Consider the following 18,265-nt stretch of genomic DNA (forward strand, 5'->3'; position numbering starts at 1 on the left):
GTTTGGTTTAAGTTCCTATTCGCCGCTTCAAGGTTTTTAGTTCTTGCTGTAAGCGGGAGCGATCAATGCGACTGATAACACGGGTGACTAATTCAGGTCCTACTACAGGCTTACCGATAAAATCATCGGCTCCCGCCGCAAATACCTGCTGAATCGATTCTAAGTCTGTATGAGCAGTAACCACCAAAATCGGCAAATTTCCCCACTTAGGATCTTGTCGCACTACGCGGCACAAATCAACGCCACTGTATGTTGGCATTTCCAAGTCGATCAGGAGTAAGTCAGGTGTTACGGTAGTTAATACCTCCCAAAACTGTTGGGGATCTTGCAAAGTCTTCACCCTCAGCCCCCAAGGTTGCAGCAGATTGCTTAATAGCTCCAGTGCTATTGGATCGTCGTCTAAAATCATCACTTTGGCTTGGGAAGCTTGAGATTTGGGCAGAACTTGGGCGATAAGCCGAAGGCTTGACGCTTCGCGTATCGCCTCAAATATTTCAGCTGTGCCCACTGGCTTGTGTAAAAATCGTTGTACTCCCAAACGAGAAACAGCAACTCTGTGTGTAAGATTGTCTTGCTCTGTTATTACCAAAATTGGTGTCGTGGGAAGCTGCTCCTTGAGTTTTTGCAGCAAGGTTAAACTGTTTTCAACCGGATCTTGTCCATTGAGATTAAGCAAAACAGCCTGGGGAGATTGAGAAATCACTGCCAGAGCGATCGCCCAATTACTAACCACTTCAATCCGCACTCCCCAACTCATAGCTTCGGTTTTCAGTTGATTGCTCAAGGATTGATCATCGATCTTACTTTTCACGGGATCGGTCAACCTCGCTTCCATTCCTCTCTCCTGCTTTTTGAGAGGCTTTGAATTCTCCCCCTTCCCTTTTAGGGAACTCGGGGCCCCCACGGAGGAGCCAGCGCCGTGGGCGGGTTTCCCGACTTGAGGCGACTGGCGTTGGGGATTAGGGTCAGGGGGCTGGGGGGTTAGGTTTGACGTTGGTTTTTCCACATGACGTGAAAAGTCAGCATCATCAATAACGAGCACCAGAGGAATTTGAGTTGGCTCAAGCTGTTCTTCCGTTAGTGGTGTGGGAGGTTTGCTGAGCGCCCCTTTGAGTTCGCTCAGGAGTCTTGAGAGTTGAGGGGCTTGCGTTGGCGCTAAAGGCTTGTCGTCTATGAGGAGATGTTCAATCGCCTGCGCTAACTTCGATCCCGTCTGGTAGCCAAACGATCCCAGTGTCCCTGCCAGTTTGTGTGCTTCGTTGCTCGCACGGTGCTGGAGTTCGGGCTGCAATTTCCCTGCCAGTAAGGCAAGTTCTACTTGTTCTAGCAAAGTTACCCGTTGGACAAACGTATCTTTGTAACGTTTTATGACTTTGTTGACTGAAGCAAGATTTGTTTGACGTTTTCCTTTCCCTGCTTCTGGAAGTCTGTGTATCTGTCCGCCCTGTTCACCAGAGAACACACCCTTTGTTCCCCCAGTCTTCGGTGGAGTCTTAAGTCGATAGCCCAAGCCATAGACGGTTTCTAGTACCTCGGCGGACATTCCCTGAGCCTTTAGCTTGTGCCGCAAGTCTTTAATCAGATTAGTCACAGTTCCTTCGCTAGGTATGGCATCCATTGACCAAAGGCGATCAATGATGTCACTGCGGCTAAAGATACGCTGCGGATTACGCAGGAACAGCCCCAGCAGGCTATATTCTTTGGGGGTTAGAGATATAAGTTGCCCTTTGTAAGTTACTTCTGCCGACACAGGATTGATGCAAAGATTCTCCCACGTCAGGACGGCTGGCGCTAGCTCGGTTTGTCCTCTACGCAGCAACGCCCGCATCCGTGCTAGCAATTCAGACAACTCGTAGGGTTTTGTGATATAATCGTCTGCGCCCGCATCCAATCCCTTGACCACATCAGCACTGTGATCTTTGGCGGTAAGTAAGAGAATCGGCTTTTGAACTCCTTGAGCGCGAAGTTGACGGCAAAGACTAATACCATCGAGTTTGGGAATCAGCAGATCCAACAAGATCAAGTCAAAGTTCGATGATGTTGCTAATACCAACCCATCTTGACCATGCCTTGCCAGATCAACCGTATAGTACTGAGCCGTAAGAACCTCACACAGTACTGCTGCGGTTGGGAGATCGTCCTCTACCAGCAGAATTTTCACAACCTCTACCTATTAACTGACTTTTGGACCACTGATTTTTTTACATTAGCATTTGCTAAGATATCATTTTTATTGATAGGAAATTGCTTGGAATAATTGCGCTTCCAGCACTTCGTCTAATAGTGGTTCGGTACCAGGGTTTTGATGACCAAGAAAGGGGTGTAACTTTGGAATAAGATTGGGTAACTCAGATCTTGCACCATAATTCTTGTCCGCCAAGAAATAAATTTCTTGGCTCAAAGCTCAAGTAAGCTAAAGCTTACTGGATATGCGTTTGAGTCCGTTTTAACGGACTTTGGTTATAAGCCTTGAACTTCAGTTCAAGGCGTATTCAGGTCGAGGTGCAAGATCTGAGGTAAGAGTGTTTTACTTTCTTTTCCCTACCCCCTTACAACGCCAGGTGCTACCCTGCGGGAAGCCGCCAAGGGCGTCTACAAGTCGGGAAACCCGAACGCCAGATACCTCTGTCGGGAAACCCTCTCCGTTTGCGTAGCGCCCCCTTCGGGGCTAGTTGCCACAACGCGGGGAACCCGACGCCAGATACCTCTGTCGGGAAACCCTCCTGCAGTACTGGCTCCGCAAGGCACAACTCTTGGCAGTACTGGCTCCCCAACGCACTGGCTCCCCTTACCCCCTTACACCCCTTCTTCTTTACGCAACCATCAACTCAGATTCACTCTCCGATGGCGCACCATCTTGCACCAAAGAAGATCTATTTTCATTGCCTTGCAACATATTACCTGCAAATGCTACCAAGGCGTTGACCTTACGAGTACGCCACTGATCCACGAGTTGCGGCACTTTGCTTGCAGACATCCGCCGTGTCATGGCTTCATAAAGATATGCCGCATGACCTGTTTCATCATTAGCAATGCTCAACATCCCTAGTTTGAGGTTACGAGCAATTGGATCATGTTCAGGTAACACGTTCGCCATGCGGGTAAAGTCTTTGCTTGCATCCAATTCTAAGATGTAGGTGCTAGCCATGAACACATCCCAATCAATTGTCTCAGGTTTAAGCTGCTCTTGAGAGTAACCTTCATAGTATGCAGCAAAGAAGGGGCTGCGCCGTTGTTGAGTTTTCTTTTCCTCTGTATTCTGAGGCAAACTTTTGAAATCTATAACTTTTTTGTTAAGTTGTTTTAAGGCATGGGCAAAAATTTGACCGTGCCTATTTTCATCGGATGCGTGTTTTGCCAGCTTTTCGGCAAGCCATGTGTCGCCTTCTGCTGCTGCGCGATCGCCCAGCTTTGTCAGATATGGAACTGAACCAGACTCAGCTAACTGAAAGCCTGCAAGCACATTCGGGCGGGTTTTGAGATCACGGATTTGCAAAGCATAATAATAAGCCATCGCACCAGAACCAACTAAGTGCATGACATAAGTCGAGAAGTTCATGAGTAAGTCGCGCGGATTGTGAGGAAGTTACATTCCTTATACTAATCCTCATTTTTGATTTGTGTGATCAAAACTAGGCCCTTACCCTTTACCCCTTAAGCGAACCGTATTGAGAGGCAAGGAACGATAAACTTCAGTTAAAAAATCGATTTTGTGTTTTGTACTATCAAAAATTGTAGAAGGGTGAGCATTGCCCACCCTTGTTGATTGTTGCTTTTTGTCTGGAGAAAGGTTTCTTGGCTTATCTATCTATATCTAGACGTTGAGCCAAGAGCCTTTTACCATGAATGACTGCCCCAATAGTTACGGTGTCCTCTTGAATTTGATAAATGATTCGATAAGTGTAAGCAAACAGTTCCCTGATGGTATCCTCATTAAATTCTGGAACGACAGAACCTGAATAAGGACTGGAGCTCAACTTATCAGATGAGTCAAGTATCTTCCGGACTACTGTGGCAGAAAAGGACGCGGAGTCACGAAATATGTATGCCGCGATCGCGTCTACATCTTCGAGGGCTTTGGGAGACCAAACTACTCGATAAGCCATTTTCTTAACAGCGCCTCGGCTTCTTCTTGAGAGATGAGAGTTTCTCGATTGTCAACCACTACCAATCCCAGACGGACTTTTTCAAGTACGTACAGATGATATTGAACATCTTCCACAGAACAATCGTCTGGTAATTTGCTCAACAAAGATTGGACTTTTTCTTTTGTAGTAGTCATAGCATTTTTTTGAGAATATTTATATGAAGTAATTTTTAAGGGCAAGCACACAGCTCACCCTTCGGCTGCCTCGGCTGCGCTCAGCACAAGTCCGCTCAGGGTAAACCCTTATCTCTACCTTGTGTTAAAGGTTGTCGTAGTTAGCAATGGCTTGTTTCATTTTGTCTAAGACTTCTGATACAGGCACAGTTCCTAACTCTCCAGAGGTTCGCGTGCGAATACTTAGGGAGTTGGTTTCCACCTCCTTTGCTCCCACCACACCCATTACGGGAATTTTTTCTTTCTCGGCATTGCGAATGAGTTTACCTAGGCGATCGCCACTGACATCAACTTCAGCACGGATACCAAGATCTCTCATTTGCGCCACCACGTCTTTTGCGTAATCCAGTTGAGCGTCACCCACTGGCAGCAATCTTGCTTGTATTGGTGCCAACCATAAAGGAAAATCTCCTGCGTATTCTTCAATTAAAATACCGATGAGTCGTTCCAAGGAACCGAAAGGCGCACGGTGAATCATCACTGGGCGTTTGCGAGAACCATCTTCAGCGACGTACTCCAAATCAAACCTTTCTGGCAGATTGTAATCGACCTGCACGGTTCCTAGTTGCCATTCACGCTCAAGGGCATCACGGAAGATAAAGTCGAGTTTGGGACCGTAAAATGCGGCTTCCCCAATGCCTTCAAAGTGCTCCATTCCTAGCTGTTCCACAGCACGGCGAATTGCACCTTGGGCTTTTTCCCAGGCTTCATCAGAACCTATGTACTTATCACTAGCTGGATCACGAAAACTCAGTCTAGCTTTAAAGTTTTTTAGTTGCAGTTTACCGAACACAGACAAAATCAGATCTACCACGTTGAGGAATTCGCTGTCTAGTTGCTCTGGGGTGACAAACAAGTGAGAATCATCAACCGTAAAACCACGCACTCGCGTTAATCCACCTAGTTCCCCAGATTGTTCGTAGCGGTAAACGGTACCAAATTCCGCTAGCCGCATTGGTAATTCCCGATAAGAACGCAGCTCACTTTTATATATCTGGATGTGGAAAGGACAGTTCATGGGTTTGAGGACGAAGCCTTGTTCATGTTCTGCGGCTTCCTCATTCTCTGCCATTATCGGGAACATGTCTTCTTTATATTTCTGCCAATGTCCGGAAACTTTAAATAAATCCACTCTGGCAATGTGGGGAGTGACAACTGGTAAATATCCCCGTTTGAGTTGTTCTTGTTTGAGAAAGTCTTCTAAAAGACTCCTCAATAAAGTTCCTTTGGGTGTCCACAAGGGCAACCCTGGTCCCACTAAGTCAGAAAATATAAATAATCCTAATTCCTTACCTAGTTTTCGGTGGTCCCGTCGCAGTGCTTCTTCTTTACGTCGCTTATACTCAGCTAATTGTTCTGGCGTTTCCCAAGCAGTAGCGTAGATGCGTTGCAACTGCGCTTTGGTTTCATCGCCACGCCAATAAGCGCCAGCAACGCTTTCTAAATCAATCGCTTTCGGGTTGAGTTCGCTCGTATTTTCCACATGAGGTCCAGCGCACAAATCCCACCATTTATCTCCTAAGTGGTAAATTGTGATTGGTTCCTCTTTGATATCTGATAAGATTTCTAGCTTATAAGCTTCGTTAATTTCTTGAATACGGCGTTCAGCTTCTTCGCGACTAACTTCTTCTCTTACGACTGGCAATTTCTGATTGATAATTTTCACCATTTCTTTGTAAATGGCTTTTAAATCCTTATCGGTAAACGGTTCCGGATTATCAAAGTCATAGTAAAAACCATTTTCAATCCAAGGACCAATTGTGACTTGCGCCTTGGGAAACAGCTTCTGTACTGCCATCGCCATCACATGAGAAGCGGTATGGCGAATTTTCTTTAAGATCTCTGATTCTGAAGTCCGTGGTAAATATATTTTTTCCACTTGTTCTTGCTGACTAGATGATTTTGGCGATATTTGCTGCTGTACCATTAGCGAAGTGATTGTAATAATGATGATTTCTTGAGTTGAGGTTATGACAAATCATACCCAAATATAAACCTGGGCTATTTTACAGTTTTGTCGGACTTGTGATTTTATGAGAATTTCTGTCTTTAGCAAGATGATCCCGATTCATTTAAGGATATAATTATCTCCTAATGATTTACCCTCAGAAAATCTATTGTTGATAATCCATCATGTCATTTAGTATCTACTTATAAGTCAAAAATAACCTTTATATAAAAAATACTCATAGCTAGTTGCTATTGGTCACAAGACAATGAGCGCTTAGTAGCAGACCTGACAGTCAACTCTAAACTCTATTTGTGAGCATTTACATCAACCTCCAACTATTTGGGTGCGATATATTTCTATGCATATGCCTTTCCTTTAACTAGAACACCTTGAATTCCTTTTGGTCTGGCTGATATGTTGCCATTGTCAGGTCTCCAATTTCTACTAAAAAAATAAAACCAACTTCTGATTTCTAGCTAAGAGCAATTTCTATATACTTAGGACATTTTGTTTGTGGTTCAAACCCGACCATGTGAGTTCCCTCTTTCAATCTAAATGTGACGCTTGAGAAGTGAATTTTAACTTTAATTGTAAGATAGTATTATGTTAACTCAATCTAACCAACAAAGAAATAACCCAAAACTCAAATCGGAATTCAGGTTCACTGAATTTAAGCTTTGAAAGTTCTGGCTCGGGGTTTTAAGTGCCCTAATTTCTTAGTTGCGAAAAAACATCATCTCACAAAAGGTGTGATATAAATGTACTCCACCGTCTACGACACATCTCTAATCCTTGGGGAGTCGAGGTAGTACTGCGTGCCTCCCAGGGCTTTCCCGACAGTCGGTGCGATTCCTATCGTGTTAGAGGAGGTTGTATGTTTCAACCGAAAAGTGAATATGTTTTTAGAGCAAGAAAAATTGCAATACGTCAGCGCCAAGACAGTACATCATATAGATTTGTTAATCCGCTTTTCGGACACCTTTTATGAGAAAACTATGCAGGTTTTTTGACAGAGGATCTGTACATATTCAGTCATAGCTATCTGGCTTCAGTAAAATATACTACTTAAAGTATATAAAACACGTACAAGTAAAATGTCTTTATCTCCAGTACAGACCCTTTTTTTGAGATCCCCTGCTTGTATATGTAAGAAATACAGCGAATCTATCCCAGACGAAAGTGTAATCAATAGCACAATCAAGTTTGATTTTCAGACTTATGGCAGAGACGAAAAAAATGTTAAGAATATTAAATAGAGTTAATATTAGTAAGAAAGTTAGAAATATGCTTTTCATTTATGCGAGACTCGAATTTACCAGAACCTGAACTGCTGAAAACAGTTTTGCAACCACTGTTAGAAGATTTTCAGTACTGGTTTGCGCGATCGCGCAGTTTTCTGGAAACGGAAGAGCTATCATTCATGAGTCAACATGAACAATCTGACTTACTAACGCAAGTCAAGAAAGCACAAGAGGAAGTGAACACAGCGAAAATGCTGTTTACAGCAACCGGTGGACAAGTTGGTATTGATATGGCAACATTGATGCCTTGGCATCAATTAGTCACAAAGTGTTGGAATGTGGCAATGCGATTCCGTTCGCAACAGAACAGTTGGCAACACAAAGACGATATATAGGTGAGATAGTAAAAAATTTTTAACATCATCTGAGATAGAACAATGATGTGGTTTATGCTAAGATACTCCCCCTGAAGTTAAAAATATCCCTCTTAATCAAAGAGACTGAGCGCACAAAAATTGCGTTAACCATTTAGCATCACCATCATAAACGGCATCAGCAGGTATCAACTAAGGAAAATTTTTTACAACATATAGCTTTAGTATTTGTGAACTCTGGAGGAAAGAACAATGTTACATCTGCTTTACATTTTTGCTTTTACCATTCTAGCTTTTATAGCTGTCGCTAACTTAATTCGTAACCTGATTATGTTCAGTTTTGATACAGAGCGGATTTATCCAGCAAGATCTGGAGCTTCAGCAAACCAAGGCAGATATCCTTACGATCCATCAACTAAGCAGTTTAGACCCCATCCAGAGTTATTAGATGCGACTGGCAATTTAATTAAAGAACCACTTTTAGTCATGCGATCAATCAACGTTGACGATGCGCGACAAAAATTGGATGAGCTTTATGAAGCTTCTCCAGGACACAGAAATGATAATCAACAAGAAGAAGGCTAAAAAGTTCACCAGTTCACAGTTTTGTAGACGCCCTAAGGGCGTCTACAAAACTTATAACTTAACACTCTGGTTTACGCTTCAATAACCACTCTCAGGTTACCGCGTTTTTTTGCAACACGACAAGCAGTTGTGGTACCAGAACGCTCAAACTCCAAATCAAGTATGGTAGAACCAACTTTGAGATTATGCAGTGACAAACTATTTATCGTCTCTGGCAAAGTGGGGTCGATAATTCGTAAGCAGTTGTTAGGAGCGTCGGGTACCAAGTTTACCAGCATTTGCAGTAACTGGAAGATACTGCCAGTAGCCCATGCTTGAGGTGTACAAGCAACAGGATACTGTACAGGCGCGTTATCACCATTGCGCTCGTAGCCACACAACAACTCTGGAGGACGTTGATAAGGCTGCTGTTCAGTCATGTCGAATAAACCTTGAAAAAGTTCCAAGGCTTGATCGATTAAACCGAGGGAACGTAACCCCATTGCAATGAGTGCGTTGTCGTGAGGCCAAACAGAACCAATGTGATAACCCATTGGATTGTAAGCTGGTGACAAGCTATTTAGGGTGCGAATACCCCACCCATTAAACATATCTGGTGCCCGCAGACGTTCAGCAACACTGTAAGCTTTTTCTGGTGTGAAAATGCCCAAACTCAAGCACTGACCGGGATTGGATGTAATACTATCTACGTGCTTACCTTCTCCATCCAAAGCCAAGGCACAAAAATCCTGGTCTTCCATCCAAAAGTCTCTATTGAAACGAAGCTTGAGGTTTCTTGCTTCTTCTGTCCAGCGATCTGATAAGTCAATCCGCTTTTTGAGTCTGGCAATTTCTGCTAAGCGTAATTTGACAGCATAGACATAAGCTTGGACTTCACAAAGGGCGATCGCTCCAGTGGCTAACTCTCCCTTACGATTGACAATAGAATCGCCAGAGTCTTTCCACCCCTGATTGTCAAGACCCTGTTTGCATTTGCGGTAGTAGCTGAGGTAGCCAGTTTCTCTCATGTTACGGTCAATCCAATCCATTGCCAACAGAGCATTGGGCCAAAGTTGCTCTAAGGTTTCTAGATCATGAGTCCAAGCATAATGATCTGCATACAGCATCAGCCATAAGGGAGTCGCATCGACTGTACCGTAGTAAGGAGTGTGAGGAATTTCCTGACAACGAGCCAACTCACCAAACCGTAACTCGTGCAACATCTTACCTGGTTCTTCCTCGCGCCAGTCATCATCTGTTTTGCCTTGATAAAACGCGAGAATTTGTAGAGTTTCTTTGGCAATTTGAGGGTTTAGCATGAGGCTTTGAGCCGCTGCAATGAGCGAATCCCGCCCAAACAGCGAAGAAAACCACGGTACTCCTGCCGAAACTGTCTTATGCTTGCCAAAGGACTGACGCAATAAGTACATATCTTGCTCAGCCCTTTCAATAATTCGATTGAATGTTCCTTTATCTGAACGAATTTGTGTAATTTGTTGCACCCACTGTTGCTCTTCCATGATTTCACCGGCTTTCGCCTGTGTCAGGGTAAAAGCGGCGCTAACAATGGAACTAGGTTTATTGTTTCTCAACAAATTCACCCGGTAGCCCAACTTTTGGGTTTCATGAGAAGCTAACTCCAACCGCCAAACGGCTGTGTAACCCTTAAAATAATCTGGTTGTCGATGCTGGAATTGAATGCGAGATTCCATCACCAACCCATCCAGACCTTGATAGGCAAGACTCAAAGATTGCTCTTTTTCTGCATCTTGCCCAGACACAAAAGAAACACCATCACTATTTAATGTTCCTTCTTCAGGTGTGGGTTCCACAAGGCGTAAAAGTCTACCCCGTTTACCACGGTGATAGCCCCGAACTTCAAATAAATCTACAAAATCCGCATCAAAGCTAATGCTAAGTTCAAAGCTAACGGAACTTGTGCTATAATTTGATACTTCTAATTCTTCAAATAATGCGCCATTCAGTACCAGTTCGCGACGAATGCCTACTGTGTCGTTTCTCAAACGGTCTCCAATTTTGGGATTGGTACATAAAACCGATAGAGAAAATCCTTTATCAGCAGTGCTGCTGAGTAGCACTGGCGAATGTTCGTCGATTTGCAACTCAAGGCGGCTGAGAAAGCGTGTGTCACAGCAGAACAATCCCATACTGGGATTGCCATCGTTAAGTGAACAGCCAGAGATATTGCCTAAAGTGTCTGTTACCAAAAATAAATCATCATCTTTAACCGTTAGCGTCGGTTGTGGTCTTTCGCTTATAGTGCGAGGCCACTCTGGGATCGGGATTTGCTCAGCAGGAACAAAAGTTTTTCCGTCTAGAGAAAGTTTTTCCGGTGTCATCAATGTATCCGGTGTCATCAGCCAAAATTCCGTGTACAGGTCTAGTTTTTCATCAAAGCAACAGCGTCAACAGGAAAGAAAGACTTAGATGTAGATTTGAGCCATTGAGGAAAAATCGTAATCACATTGTGTCAAACCTTGAACATAAAATCTTTATAAATCTTTACTTTATAGAAATTTTATGAAAAAGCGTTGAAAATTCTGATTGCTATTTGTCTTGTTAGCCGTTTTTCTTCAAAATGGCAAGATGTAGAAACCTCTTTAGAGGGACAACGAAATCGCCGCTTTTTCCGCACAAAGACAAAATCTTAACATTTCTTATTTAAACTGCTACGAGAAAATTATTATAAATAAAATTAAAAAATAAATTAATTTTTTACAAAACGCAACTTTTTGAGCTAAAAATTATTTATATTCAGAGAATAATAGTTGATTTTTCAAATTTGAAGAAATTTTTTGTTGAAATTCATCAACTGGAACTGAAAACTGGGGCGTAAATATTGAATGAAGCAAACGACTGACCTCTAATAGTTCTTGCGATCTGGCGAGGTACACAAAACTTAAAAAGACCAGAGCAAAGAGCAGGGGCAGAGTTTTGGACAAATTCCTGGGAACAAATGTGTATTGAGCATGGTACATAGGGCACCTGGTGGTCGTAAAATAAAAATGCCTGCACGCTTAACTGGCGAGGACTCCTTAGTCTAGTTAAGAGTTGTAAAGGCAGAAATTTAAAAAAAGTGATTTTGGAAATCCCTCACCAACCTTGTTGTATGGTGATCCAGAAGATGAACAAATGCTTATGATACTCCGAAAACAGCCTTTAGTTGGTTGGTGGGAAACCGCAAGCCGAGTATTGCGGTATCTCAAACAAATTGCTGCGTCTGCCAAAACTTTGAACGTGTCTTTCACCATTCTTTACATATCGCAACTATCTAATTTAGCTGAGAGTCCGTTGTAATTTGTACAATGCAGCTGTGACTTGGATTTTGTCCAGATTGTGGCTCCTTTATAAAATTGATGAGCATTTCGACTTCTGTGCTGAGTGAACTGCTACAGGCTCTACCCCACCTGAGACCTCAAATATATTTCAAAGCTTCACTAACGGCGCTTTCCCACGCGATGGAAGACCAGGTGTTGGCTGCTACTTTGGAGCAGCCTCTTGTCATTGCGAGCTTCCAAAGAGAGCGATTTTACCGTCAAGAAGCTCATCGATATCAGCGGCTTGCTCAGCGTAGTAATCAAATATACGTATTATCCGCACCCGAAACGGACTTTACCAACAGTTCGGAATATTATGAAAAAATAGCTTTTGAACCAGATGATGGCTTAACTCAAGAATGGCACTTGATAGTCATTGCCCAAAACTATGCAACTTGCTTGGTTTGCCGGGAGAGCGTAGGTTCTGTTGCCAAAAATCAGCAACTACGGGAGATCAGTCCAAGTTTAGATATGGACACGGCGCGTAGGTTTGAAGGAATTTGGACAGCAGAACGGGGAGTAAGTCTCAAAGCAGCTGAATTATTATTGGACAGGATTTTGGTTTACAGACCAGAACTGGAAGACAAAATTCAGCAAGCACGCTTGAGATTTGGGATAAGCGAGAATACAAGCCAAACAAAAGTAGAATCGCCAAACGAATATGCCTGCGACATAGACACTGACCCCTTTGTGCAGCGTTTGGTGACTTACCTCCAAGCCAGTCAGTACAAATTGCATAAAGCATACCGTTCCATCGCGGCTCAAGCACGGAAGGAGCGTTTGGTCAATACGATTAGCACCGCGATTAGGCGATCGCTCGACCCTCATGAAATTCTCCAAATCGCAACCCAAGAACTCGGACAGAACTTAGAGGCTAGTCGTTGTCTAATTTACCGCGCTCAAGAGACAGAAGCCAAAGCCGTCATCGAACATGAATTTTTGCGTCCCGGTGTGTCATCTTTGTCAGGAAAAACTTGGTCGTTGGAAAACAATCCTTTATTCAGGGAACTTGTCCTCCAAAGCGAAGGAATTTATTTGACTGATACTTATACGGATGTTCGCATCACCAGTTCTAAAGAACTTGTGGAACTCGTCAAAAAGTATGATATTCGTTCTTGGCTGATGGAACCAGTATTCTACCAGGGGCGGTTGTTGGGTATCGTCGAACTGCACTACTGCAACGAAATTTTACACGATTGGCAATCAGGGGATTTAGACTTGGTAGAAGCTATTGCCATCCAAGTGGGAGCCGCTCTTATTCAAGCAGAAGCTTACGCTAACTTAGAAGATCTTAACAAACAGTTAGAAGCCCTTGACCGCACTCGCAGCAACTTGATAGCTATTACTGGACACGAACTTCGCACCCCCTTGTCTACCATTCAGGTATGCTTAGAAAGTCTTGCCAGCGAACCGGATATGCCCTCAGACTTACAGCAGGTCATGCTAAGCACTGCTCTTTCTGACTCAGAACGAATGCGCAAACTCATACAAGATTTCCTGACGCTTTCCAATCTAGAAAGCGGTCGTGTGGAATGGCATCCGGAATCGCTTACTTTACAAGAGTGTGTGGATTTGTCATTAAGTCGCATTCGCAGCCGATTTGCTTCGCAAAATGTGCCCAAAATAACAACTCAACTTGCCAAAAACCTCCCTTTGGTCAAAGCTGATGGAGATTGGTTGGTGGAGGTGCTGGCAAAACTCGTAGACAATGCTTGTAAATTTACACCAACAGACGGACAGATCACTATTAAAGGTGAACGCAACCGAAAAAAAATGGTGGAGGTGACTGTGGCTGACACTGGACGCGGTATAGAATCACATCTTCTAGAAATCGTTTTTGACCGCTTTTATCAAGAAGAAGGAGCGCTGCGGCGTACCGCTGGTGGCACAGGTCTTGGATTAGCAATTTGCCGCCAAATTGTCAATGGGTGGGGTGGAGAAATTTGGGCCAAATCAAATGGCAAAAACCAGGGCAGTCAGTTTCACTTCACCATACCCATGATTTCGGGTAGCATAGAGCGAAAGTCCTCAAAAGTCAAGAGTAAAAAGTCCTTTCTTACAGCTAAAGACTCATAAATAATGATCAATAGATAATAACTGTTACAGACTATAACGCGATCGCAACATGATCCTTGTTGCAGTGATAGGATGCCGTAAAAACGTTGAGAGAAACTTTATGGCAGAAAAACTTTCTGGACAAACTCCGGTATTTGGTGGCAGCACTGGCGGCTTGCTTAAGAAAGCAGAACTGGAAGAAAAGTACGCCATCACTTGGACTAGCCCCAAAGAGCAAGCATTTGAACTGCCAACAGGCGGTACCGCCATTATGCGCCAAGGTGAAAACGTGCTGTCTTTGGCTCGTAAGGAGTACGGCATCTATTTGGGTGGTCAGGTATTGCGGAAATTGAAAATTACAGACTACAAAGTTTACCGGATTTATCCTAACGGAGAAACTCAGTATATACACCCGGCTGATGGTACTTTCCCAGAAAAAGTGAAGGAAGGTCGTGAAAAAGTACGTTATGTAGACCGCAATATCGGTGCAAATCCCAGTCCTGCTCAAGTTAAGTTTAGCGGGACAGCTACTTACGACGCTTAGCACCATTTACTAAAAATAAGAAAATTAGGGATTGGGAAGCGCCCAAAGTAAAAAGTCAAACAGTTCGTGAACTACCCACACCAAACTGAGTACAGTTATGGTGTGGGCTTCTGGCACATTCTTAATGTTTCCAGAACTTCCTTCAAGGTAATGTTGGTAGTAGAGTCACCTACTACTGGATTCCCTTTACGGCGTTTTAACGTGGGGAACAGTCCCAGCCCCACGCGCTTAATATTGATTCCCGCGTTTATATCGCGGTCAACATTAATTGAATGTTCAGTATCCCAGTAAGAGCGCATATCGCAGTCAGTAAAAACTATCTCGTCCCGATATGCCAGCAATTGAGATGTGTACGCAGGATTAACTGCGATTGTCCTAGACCCAGCTTTCTCGGCTATGTATCCTAGGATGGTAAAAAATTGTCCAAATGCAGCGTCATTCCAGGATTTGTTTAACCCAGACTTTGCCGATTGACCGTTGGGGAGATAAGTCCCGGTTTCATCAAGTTTCGCTTTATTGCGCCTTGACAACGCTTTTAGGTTCAAATCCTCGTGAACAAAAACTTTTTTGCCTGTCCGTACCAACGCATGAGCAGTCTTGAACGCATGGTCTTTCCTCGCTCTAGCAATACGCTGATGTTCACGTCCTTGACGTTTTGCAAGTCTACGGCGTGATTTACTGCCTTTACGTTTCTTTTCTTTACGGCGTTGAACATTCGCTAGACGTTTTTCAGACTTCCTGAACGACTTCAAAGAAGGTAGCTTGGTACCCTCTGAAGTTGCCAAGTAATCGTTTTCGTGTAGTACTGCATCCATTCCCAAAGTGTTCTCCCAGGTGGGGATAACTTCATCTGGGTTAAAGGTTGGAACATTTGGATCTTCTAAACAAATAGTTGCATACCATCCATCAGATTTCTTGGTTAGCAACATATTTTTCAGAATAAACCCATTAGGGAAAGGTCGATGCAAACGTACCTTTAACCAACCTTTAAGTTTTGAGATGGATAAGAATAACCAGTCTTTCTCTATTCTTTCAACGGTTATAGCTTGCCCCTCAATCCTCAAAGTGCGATAACGAGATGAATTCTTAAAGCGCGGCTTACCACTACGTTTTCCGTTACTGTCCCCTTGAAGAAAACGTTTAAATGCCAAGTCTACACGCTTTGATACGTCCTGCAATGTCTGAGATGGTACAGACGTGAAATCAAGCAATTCACCAGAGTGCTGAACAGTTACCAAATCTTGCTTGATTATTGGCAACTGTTTCTTCTGAGAGTAAAAATCTGGATTATTTCGTACTTCTGGTAGCGAACAGGTCAGTGGGCACTAATTAACGTCACAACGATTGTTTTGCCACCAATCAAATCTATCCCCAAGCTGTTTATTATACCAATACTGACTGATACGTAACCAACTATTAAATTGCAGTTTTTGATTAGTGTCAAGGAAAGCGCGGTATTGATAATTAAGCAGCACTAGGGATTCACCTCCTTGATATGTTTTAGTGTTATCATCTATTTTAACGACAACAACACTTAGCGTCAAGTATGCCGGACACGTTTATAGCTCGTGCCAGAGGAGTTTCAGACCTCAAAGCTCATTTAGTGTTAACGACAAAATACCGAAAACCTATTTTTACAGGTCAAATGATTGATAGGTTAAAAGAAATTTTGAACGAATTGTTGCCAAAATGGGATTGCGAAGTGATTGATTTTAACGGAGAGGAAGACCACGTACATCTCCTGTTCCGTTATACTCCTCAGACTGAACTACCCAAATTCATCAATAACCTTAAAACAGTAACCAGCCGTTATCTGCGTAAAGAATTCTCTGACAGAGTTAATCGGTTCTACCACAAAGACGTACTCTGGAACGGGTCGTACTTTATTGCTTCTTGTGGTGGTGTAACCGTTGAAACATTAAAAAAATACGTGGAATCTCAAAACAAACCGGACTAGACTTCAGTTGTTGGTTTCTGAGCACGATAATTGGTAATTCGTCAGCCATCCCTACGGGGTCTAACACGAAGAAAATGAGCCAGCCTTATAACTACGAATACTCGTCTTGGAATACAGATCAACAAACAAAGGCTGGCTCATTTTCTAGGGGACAATGCGACTCCCGCGTTCCATCTGTGATGAACATAGGTCGGGGATGTCTTCCTCATTACCCGCCTTATATCCCGACACCAAGCTGAGTACGGCTATGGTGCGGGGCTTACGGCGAAGAAGCTAAGGCGAGTTTATCCCGCCTTAGGAACTGTTGAACCCGCAAGGTTAAAACACTCTTGTTTTACAGTGAACAGTGAACAATTGATAACTGATAACTGATAACTGGTAACTGATAACTGGTTTAACTTTTGCCTATGAAACTTTGACTTTGGCTATACCCAGTCCCTATGTACATTTTCAGCAATGCTGTGGGCAAACTTGCACAGGACTTAGGCAAAAATAAGGCACTTCTGTCATTAGATCTCTCCAAAAATGGCTATGAAACCAATACCCCGCGCTTGCACTAAATATCATTTTTGGAGAGGTCTATTGCGAGCGTTCGCAAAGCCTTATTTTTCGTCGCAAGTGCGTAAAATCGTTTCCGATTGAATCTGAATAATTAAAAAACCGCAGAGGAAGCACCGAAAAATCTGAGTTGAGCTACTTAGTTGGTGGATTGTTCATTGATGGAATCTTCATTGGCGGAATCTTCATTCACGGAATCTTCATTGACGGAATATTCCTTGGCGGAATTTTAGAATTTCCATCTTGGTTAGCTTTTTTTTACTCTCAAGATGTCTGATATTTCGATATTTATAAGTAGAGCTATCAGGGCAAGAACCCTTTTCTCGAATTCCCGGAGTTTTACAATCCTTCATATATGTCTTATCTGTATCAACACAGAACTCTTCTGATCTCCATGTCATCTTTCTTTCTACCTTTTTATTGGTAGTACTAATTACACTCTCAAATGAACCCTTGTTTATCACTTGTTTGTCTTGCAAAATTTCAAATTCAAATGTATTAGTTTTGTTGGGGATAAAACGAAAAGTTCTTCGTTTGTGCTCAGTTCCTGGAATCAGGGTAATTCCTTGAGAGCGACGCCCGTCATCATATTCACGATTAGTATAAGGAATTGGAGTAGACTTCATACCTTCAGTTACGTTACGAATAACTACTCGATGACCTGCAGATGGAGGATTTACTGAAGAGATAAAATGTGCTTTAACTTCTCCAATGTCCTCTCCTGGGCATTCTCCAAAAAATTCGGTTATGGTTATTTGGGCTACATTTAGTCCAAAGCCTTTAAATTCAAGACCTACTTGTGGTTCCTGAGATAAGGCAACTGGAGCAACAAAACTTAAAGAAAAAATACCAAAAACATTTAGGACAGCTTGTCTTACTAATTTCATTTTTCCTGCGAATAACAAACAGTAATAATTTGAATTCATATAGGAATCCAATTTGATTTGGTGAGACCAGTGCTTGATGAGGATATCCCGACCTAGGCATCTGGTGAGACAGCGCGAATGACGGCTCTCCCGACCTAGGCGACTGCGGAGCGCGCAGCGGAACCGGAGGTTCTCCCCGATAGCCCTCCGGGAACGCCCGTCGCCTGACGCCAGATTCTACCCTGCGGGAAGGCGTTCCGCCTACAACGGGGGGAACCCGACAGCCAGGGGACTGGCGTGCAACTAGCCCCGATAGGCGTAGCCGTGCCGCAGGCATAGGGGGCGCTACGCAAACCCAGAGGGTTTCCCGACAGAGGCGTCTGGCGTTTGAGGAACGTTCGCGCAGCGTGTCCGCAGGACATAAACCAACATTTTCGGGACTTTGTTGGGTTTCACTATGTTCAACCCAACCTACAATTCTCCTTAACTGAACCGT

General features: G+C 43.4%; 16 protein-coding genes. 6 read left to right on the top strand and 10 right to left on the bottom strand.

Annotated features, from left to right (window positions below; translation table 11 throughout):
- Positions 1-7: 7 nt before the first annotated feature.
- From DP114_RS35180 to thrS, 6 genes are all read right to left on the bottom strand, one after another.
- Entirely contained in the window at positions 8-2,161 is a 2,154-nt protein-coding gene (locus DP114_RS35180; protein WP_246162598.1) for a response regulator, read from the bottom strand.
- 69 nt (positions 2,162-2,230) lie between these two features.
- Positions 2,231-2,401 (bottom strand): hypothetical protein, encoded by a 171-nt coding sequence (locus DP114_RS20070; RefSeq protein ID WP_171976954.1) that lies wholly within the window; start codon positions 2,399-2,401, stop codon positions 2,231-2,233.
- A gap of 411 nt (positions 2,402-2,812) precedes the next feature.
- Entirely contained in the window at positions 2,813-3,559 is a 747-nt protein-coding gene (locus DP114_RS20075) for a ferritin-like domain-containing protein (protein WP_169268235.1), read from the bottom strand.
- A 241-nt stretch (positions 3,560-3,800) separates the two neighbouring features.
- Positions 3,801-4,106, bottom strand: coding sequence for a type II toxin-antitoxin system RelE/ParE family toxin (locus DP114_RS20080; protein WP_169268236.1), 306 nt, complete (start codon positions 4,104-4,106; stop codon positions 3,801-3,803).
- On the bottom strand, positions 4,091-4,282 hold the full coding sequence (locus DP114_RS20085; RefSeq protein ID WP_169268237.1) for a hypothetical protein: 192 nt from the start codon (positions 4,280-4,282) through the stop codon (positions 4,091-4,093). The genes DP114_RS20080 and DP114_RS20085 overlap by 16 nt, the downstream gene beginning before the upstream one ends.
- Positions 4,283-4,406: 124 nt before the next feature.
- Entirely contained in the window at positions 4,407-6,248 is a 1,842-nt protein-coding gene (gene thrS, locus DP114_RS20090) for a threonine--tRNA ligase (RefSeq protein WP_169268238.1), read from the bottom strand.
- A gap of 1,321 nt (positions 6,249-7,569) precedes the next feature.
- On the opposite strand from thrS, the gene DP114_RS20095 reads away from it, so the two are divergent.
- Entirely contained in the window at positions 7,570-7,908 is a 339-nt protein-coding gene (locus tag DP114_RS20095) for a DUF2605 domain-containing protein (RefSeq protein ID WP_169268239.1), read from the top strand.
- 231 nt (positions 7,909-8,139) lie between these two features.
- Positions 8,140-8,472 (top strand): DUF2973 domain-containing protein, encoded by a 333-nt coding sequence (locus DP114_RS20100; protein WP_169268240.1) that lies wholly within the window; start codon positions 8,140-8,142, stop codon positions 8,470-8,472.
- Positions 8,473-8,543: 71 nt separating this feature from the next.
- Here DP114_RS20100 and DP114_RS20105 read toward each other — a convergent pair whose 3' ends face one another.
- A complete protein-coding gene (locus DP114_RS20105) occupies positions 8,544-10,829 on the bottom strand; it encodes an amylo-alpha-1,6-glucosidase (RefSeq protein WP_169268241.1) in 2,286 nt (761 codons plus the stop codon).
- A gap of 775 nt (positions 10,830-11,604) precedes the next feature.
- Between DP114_RS20105 and DP114_RS20110 the strand changes: the two genes are divergently transcribed.
- From DP114_RS20110 to DP114_RS20120, 3 genes are all read left to right on the top strand, one after another.
- Positions 11,605-11,769 carry a hypothetical protein gene (locus DP114_RS20110; RefSeq protein WP_171976955.1) on the top strand — a complete coding sequence of 55 codons (165 nt, stop codon included), beginning with the start codon at positions 11,605-11,607 and terminating at the stop codon, positions 11,767-11,769.
- A 59-nt stretch (positions 11,770-11,828) separates the two neighbouring features.
- The gene (locus tag DP114_RS20115; protein ID WP_169268243.1) at positions 11,829-13,865 is read left to right on the top strand and encodes a DICT sensory domain-containing protein; all 2,037 of its coding nucleotides are present in this window, start codon (positions 11,829-11,831) and stop codon (positions 13,863-13,865) included.
- Between the two features lie 100 nt (positions 13,866-13,965).
- Positions 13,966-14,388 carry a photosystem I reaction center subunit II PsaD gene (locus tag DP114_RS20120; RefSeq protein ID WP_169268244.1) on the top strand — a complete coding sequence of 141 codons (423 nt, stop codon included), beginning with the start codon at positions 13,966-13,968 and terminating at the stop codon, positions 14,386-14,388.
- 95 nt (positions 14,389-14,483) lie between these two features.
- Here DP114_RS20120 and DP114_RS20125 read toward each other — a convergent pair whose 3' ends face one another.
- Positions 14,484-15,647: an RNA-guided endonuclease InsQ/TnpB family protein gene (locus DP114_RS20125; RefSeq protein WP_246162599.1), complete on the bottom strand. Its 1,164-nt coding sequence runs from the start codon at positions 15,645-15,647 to the stop codon at positions 14,484-14,486.
- 66 nt (positions 15,648-15,713) lie between these two features.
- On the bottom strand, positions 15,714-15,863 hold the full coding sequence (locus DP114_RS35185; RefSeq protein WP_246162600.1) for a helix-turn-helix domain-containing protein: 150 nt from the start codon (positions 15,861-15,863) through the stop codon (positions 15,714-15,716).
- Between the two features lie 71 nt (positions 15,864-15,934).
- On the opposite strand from DP114_RS35185, the gene tnpA reads away from it, so the two are divergent.
- On the top strand, positions 15,935-16,345 hold the full coding sequence (gene tnpA, locus DP114_RS20130) for an IS200/IS605 family transposase (RefSeq protein ID WP_171976956.1): 411 nt from the start codon (positions 15,935-15,937) through the stop codon (positions 16,343-16,345).
- Positions 16,346-17,103: 758 nt separating this feature from the next.
- Here tnpA and DP114_RS20135 read toward each other — a convergent pair.
- A complete protein-coding gene (locus tag DP114_RS20135) occupies positions 17,104-17,829 on the bottom strand; it encodes a hypothetical protein (protein ID WP_171976957.1) in 726 nt (241 codons plus the stop codon).
- Positions 17,830-18,265: the final 436 nt, after the last annotated feature.

It is taken from the genome of Brasilonema sennae CENA114, assembly GCF_006968745.1.
Lineage (GTDB): Bacteria > Cyanobacteriota > Cyanobacteriia > Cyanobacteriales > Nostocaceae > Brasilonema > Brasilonema sennae.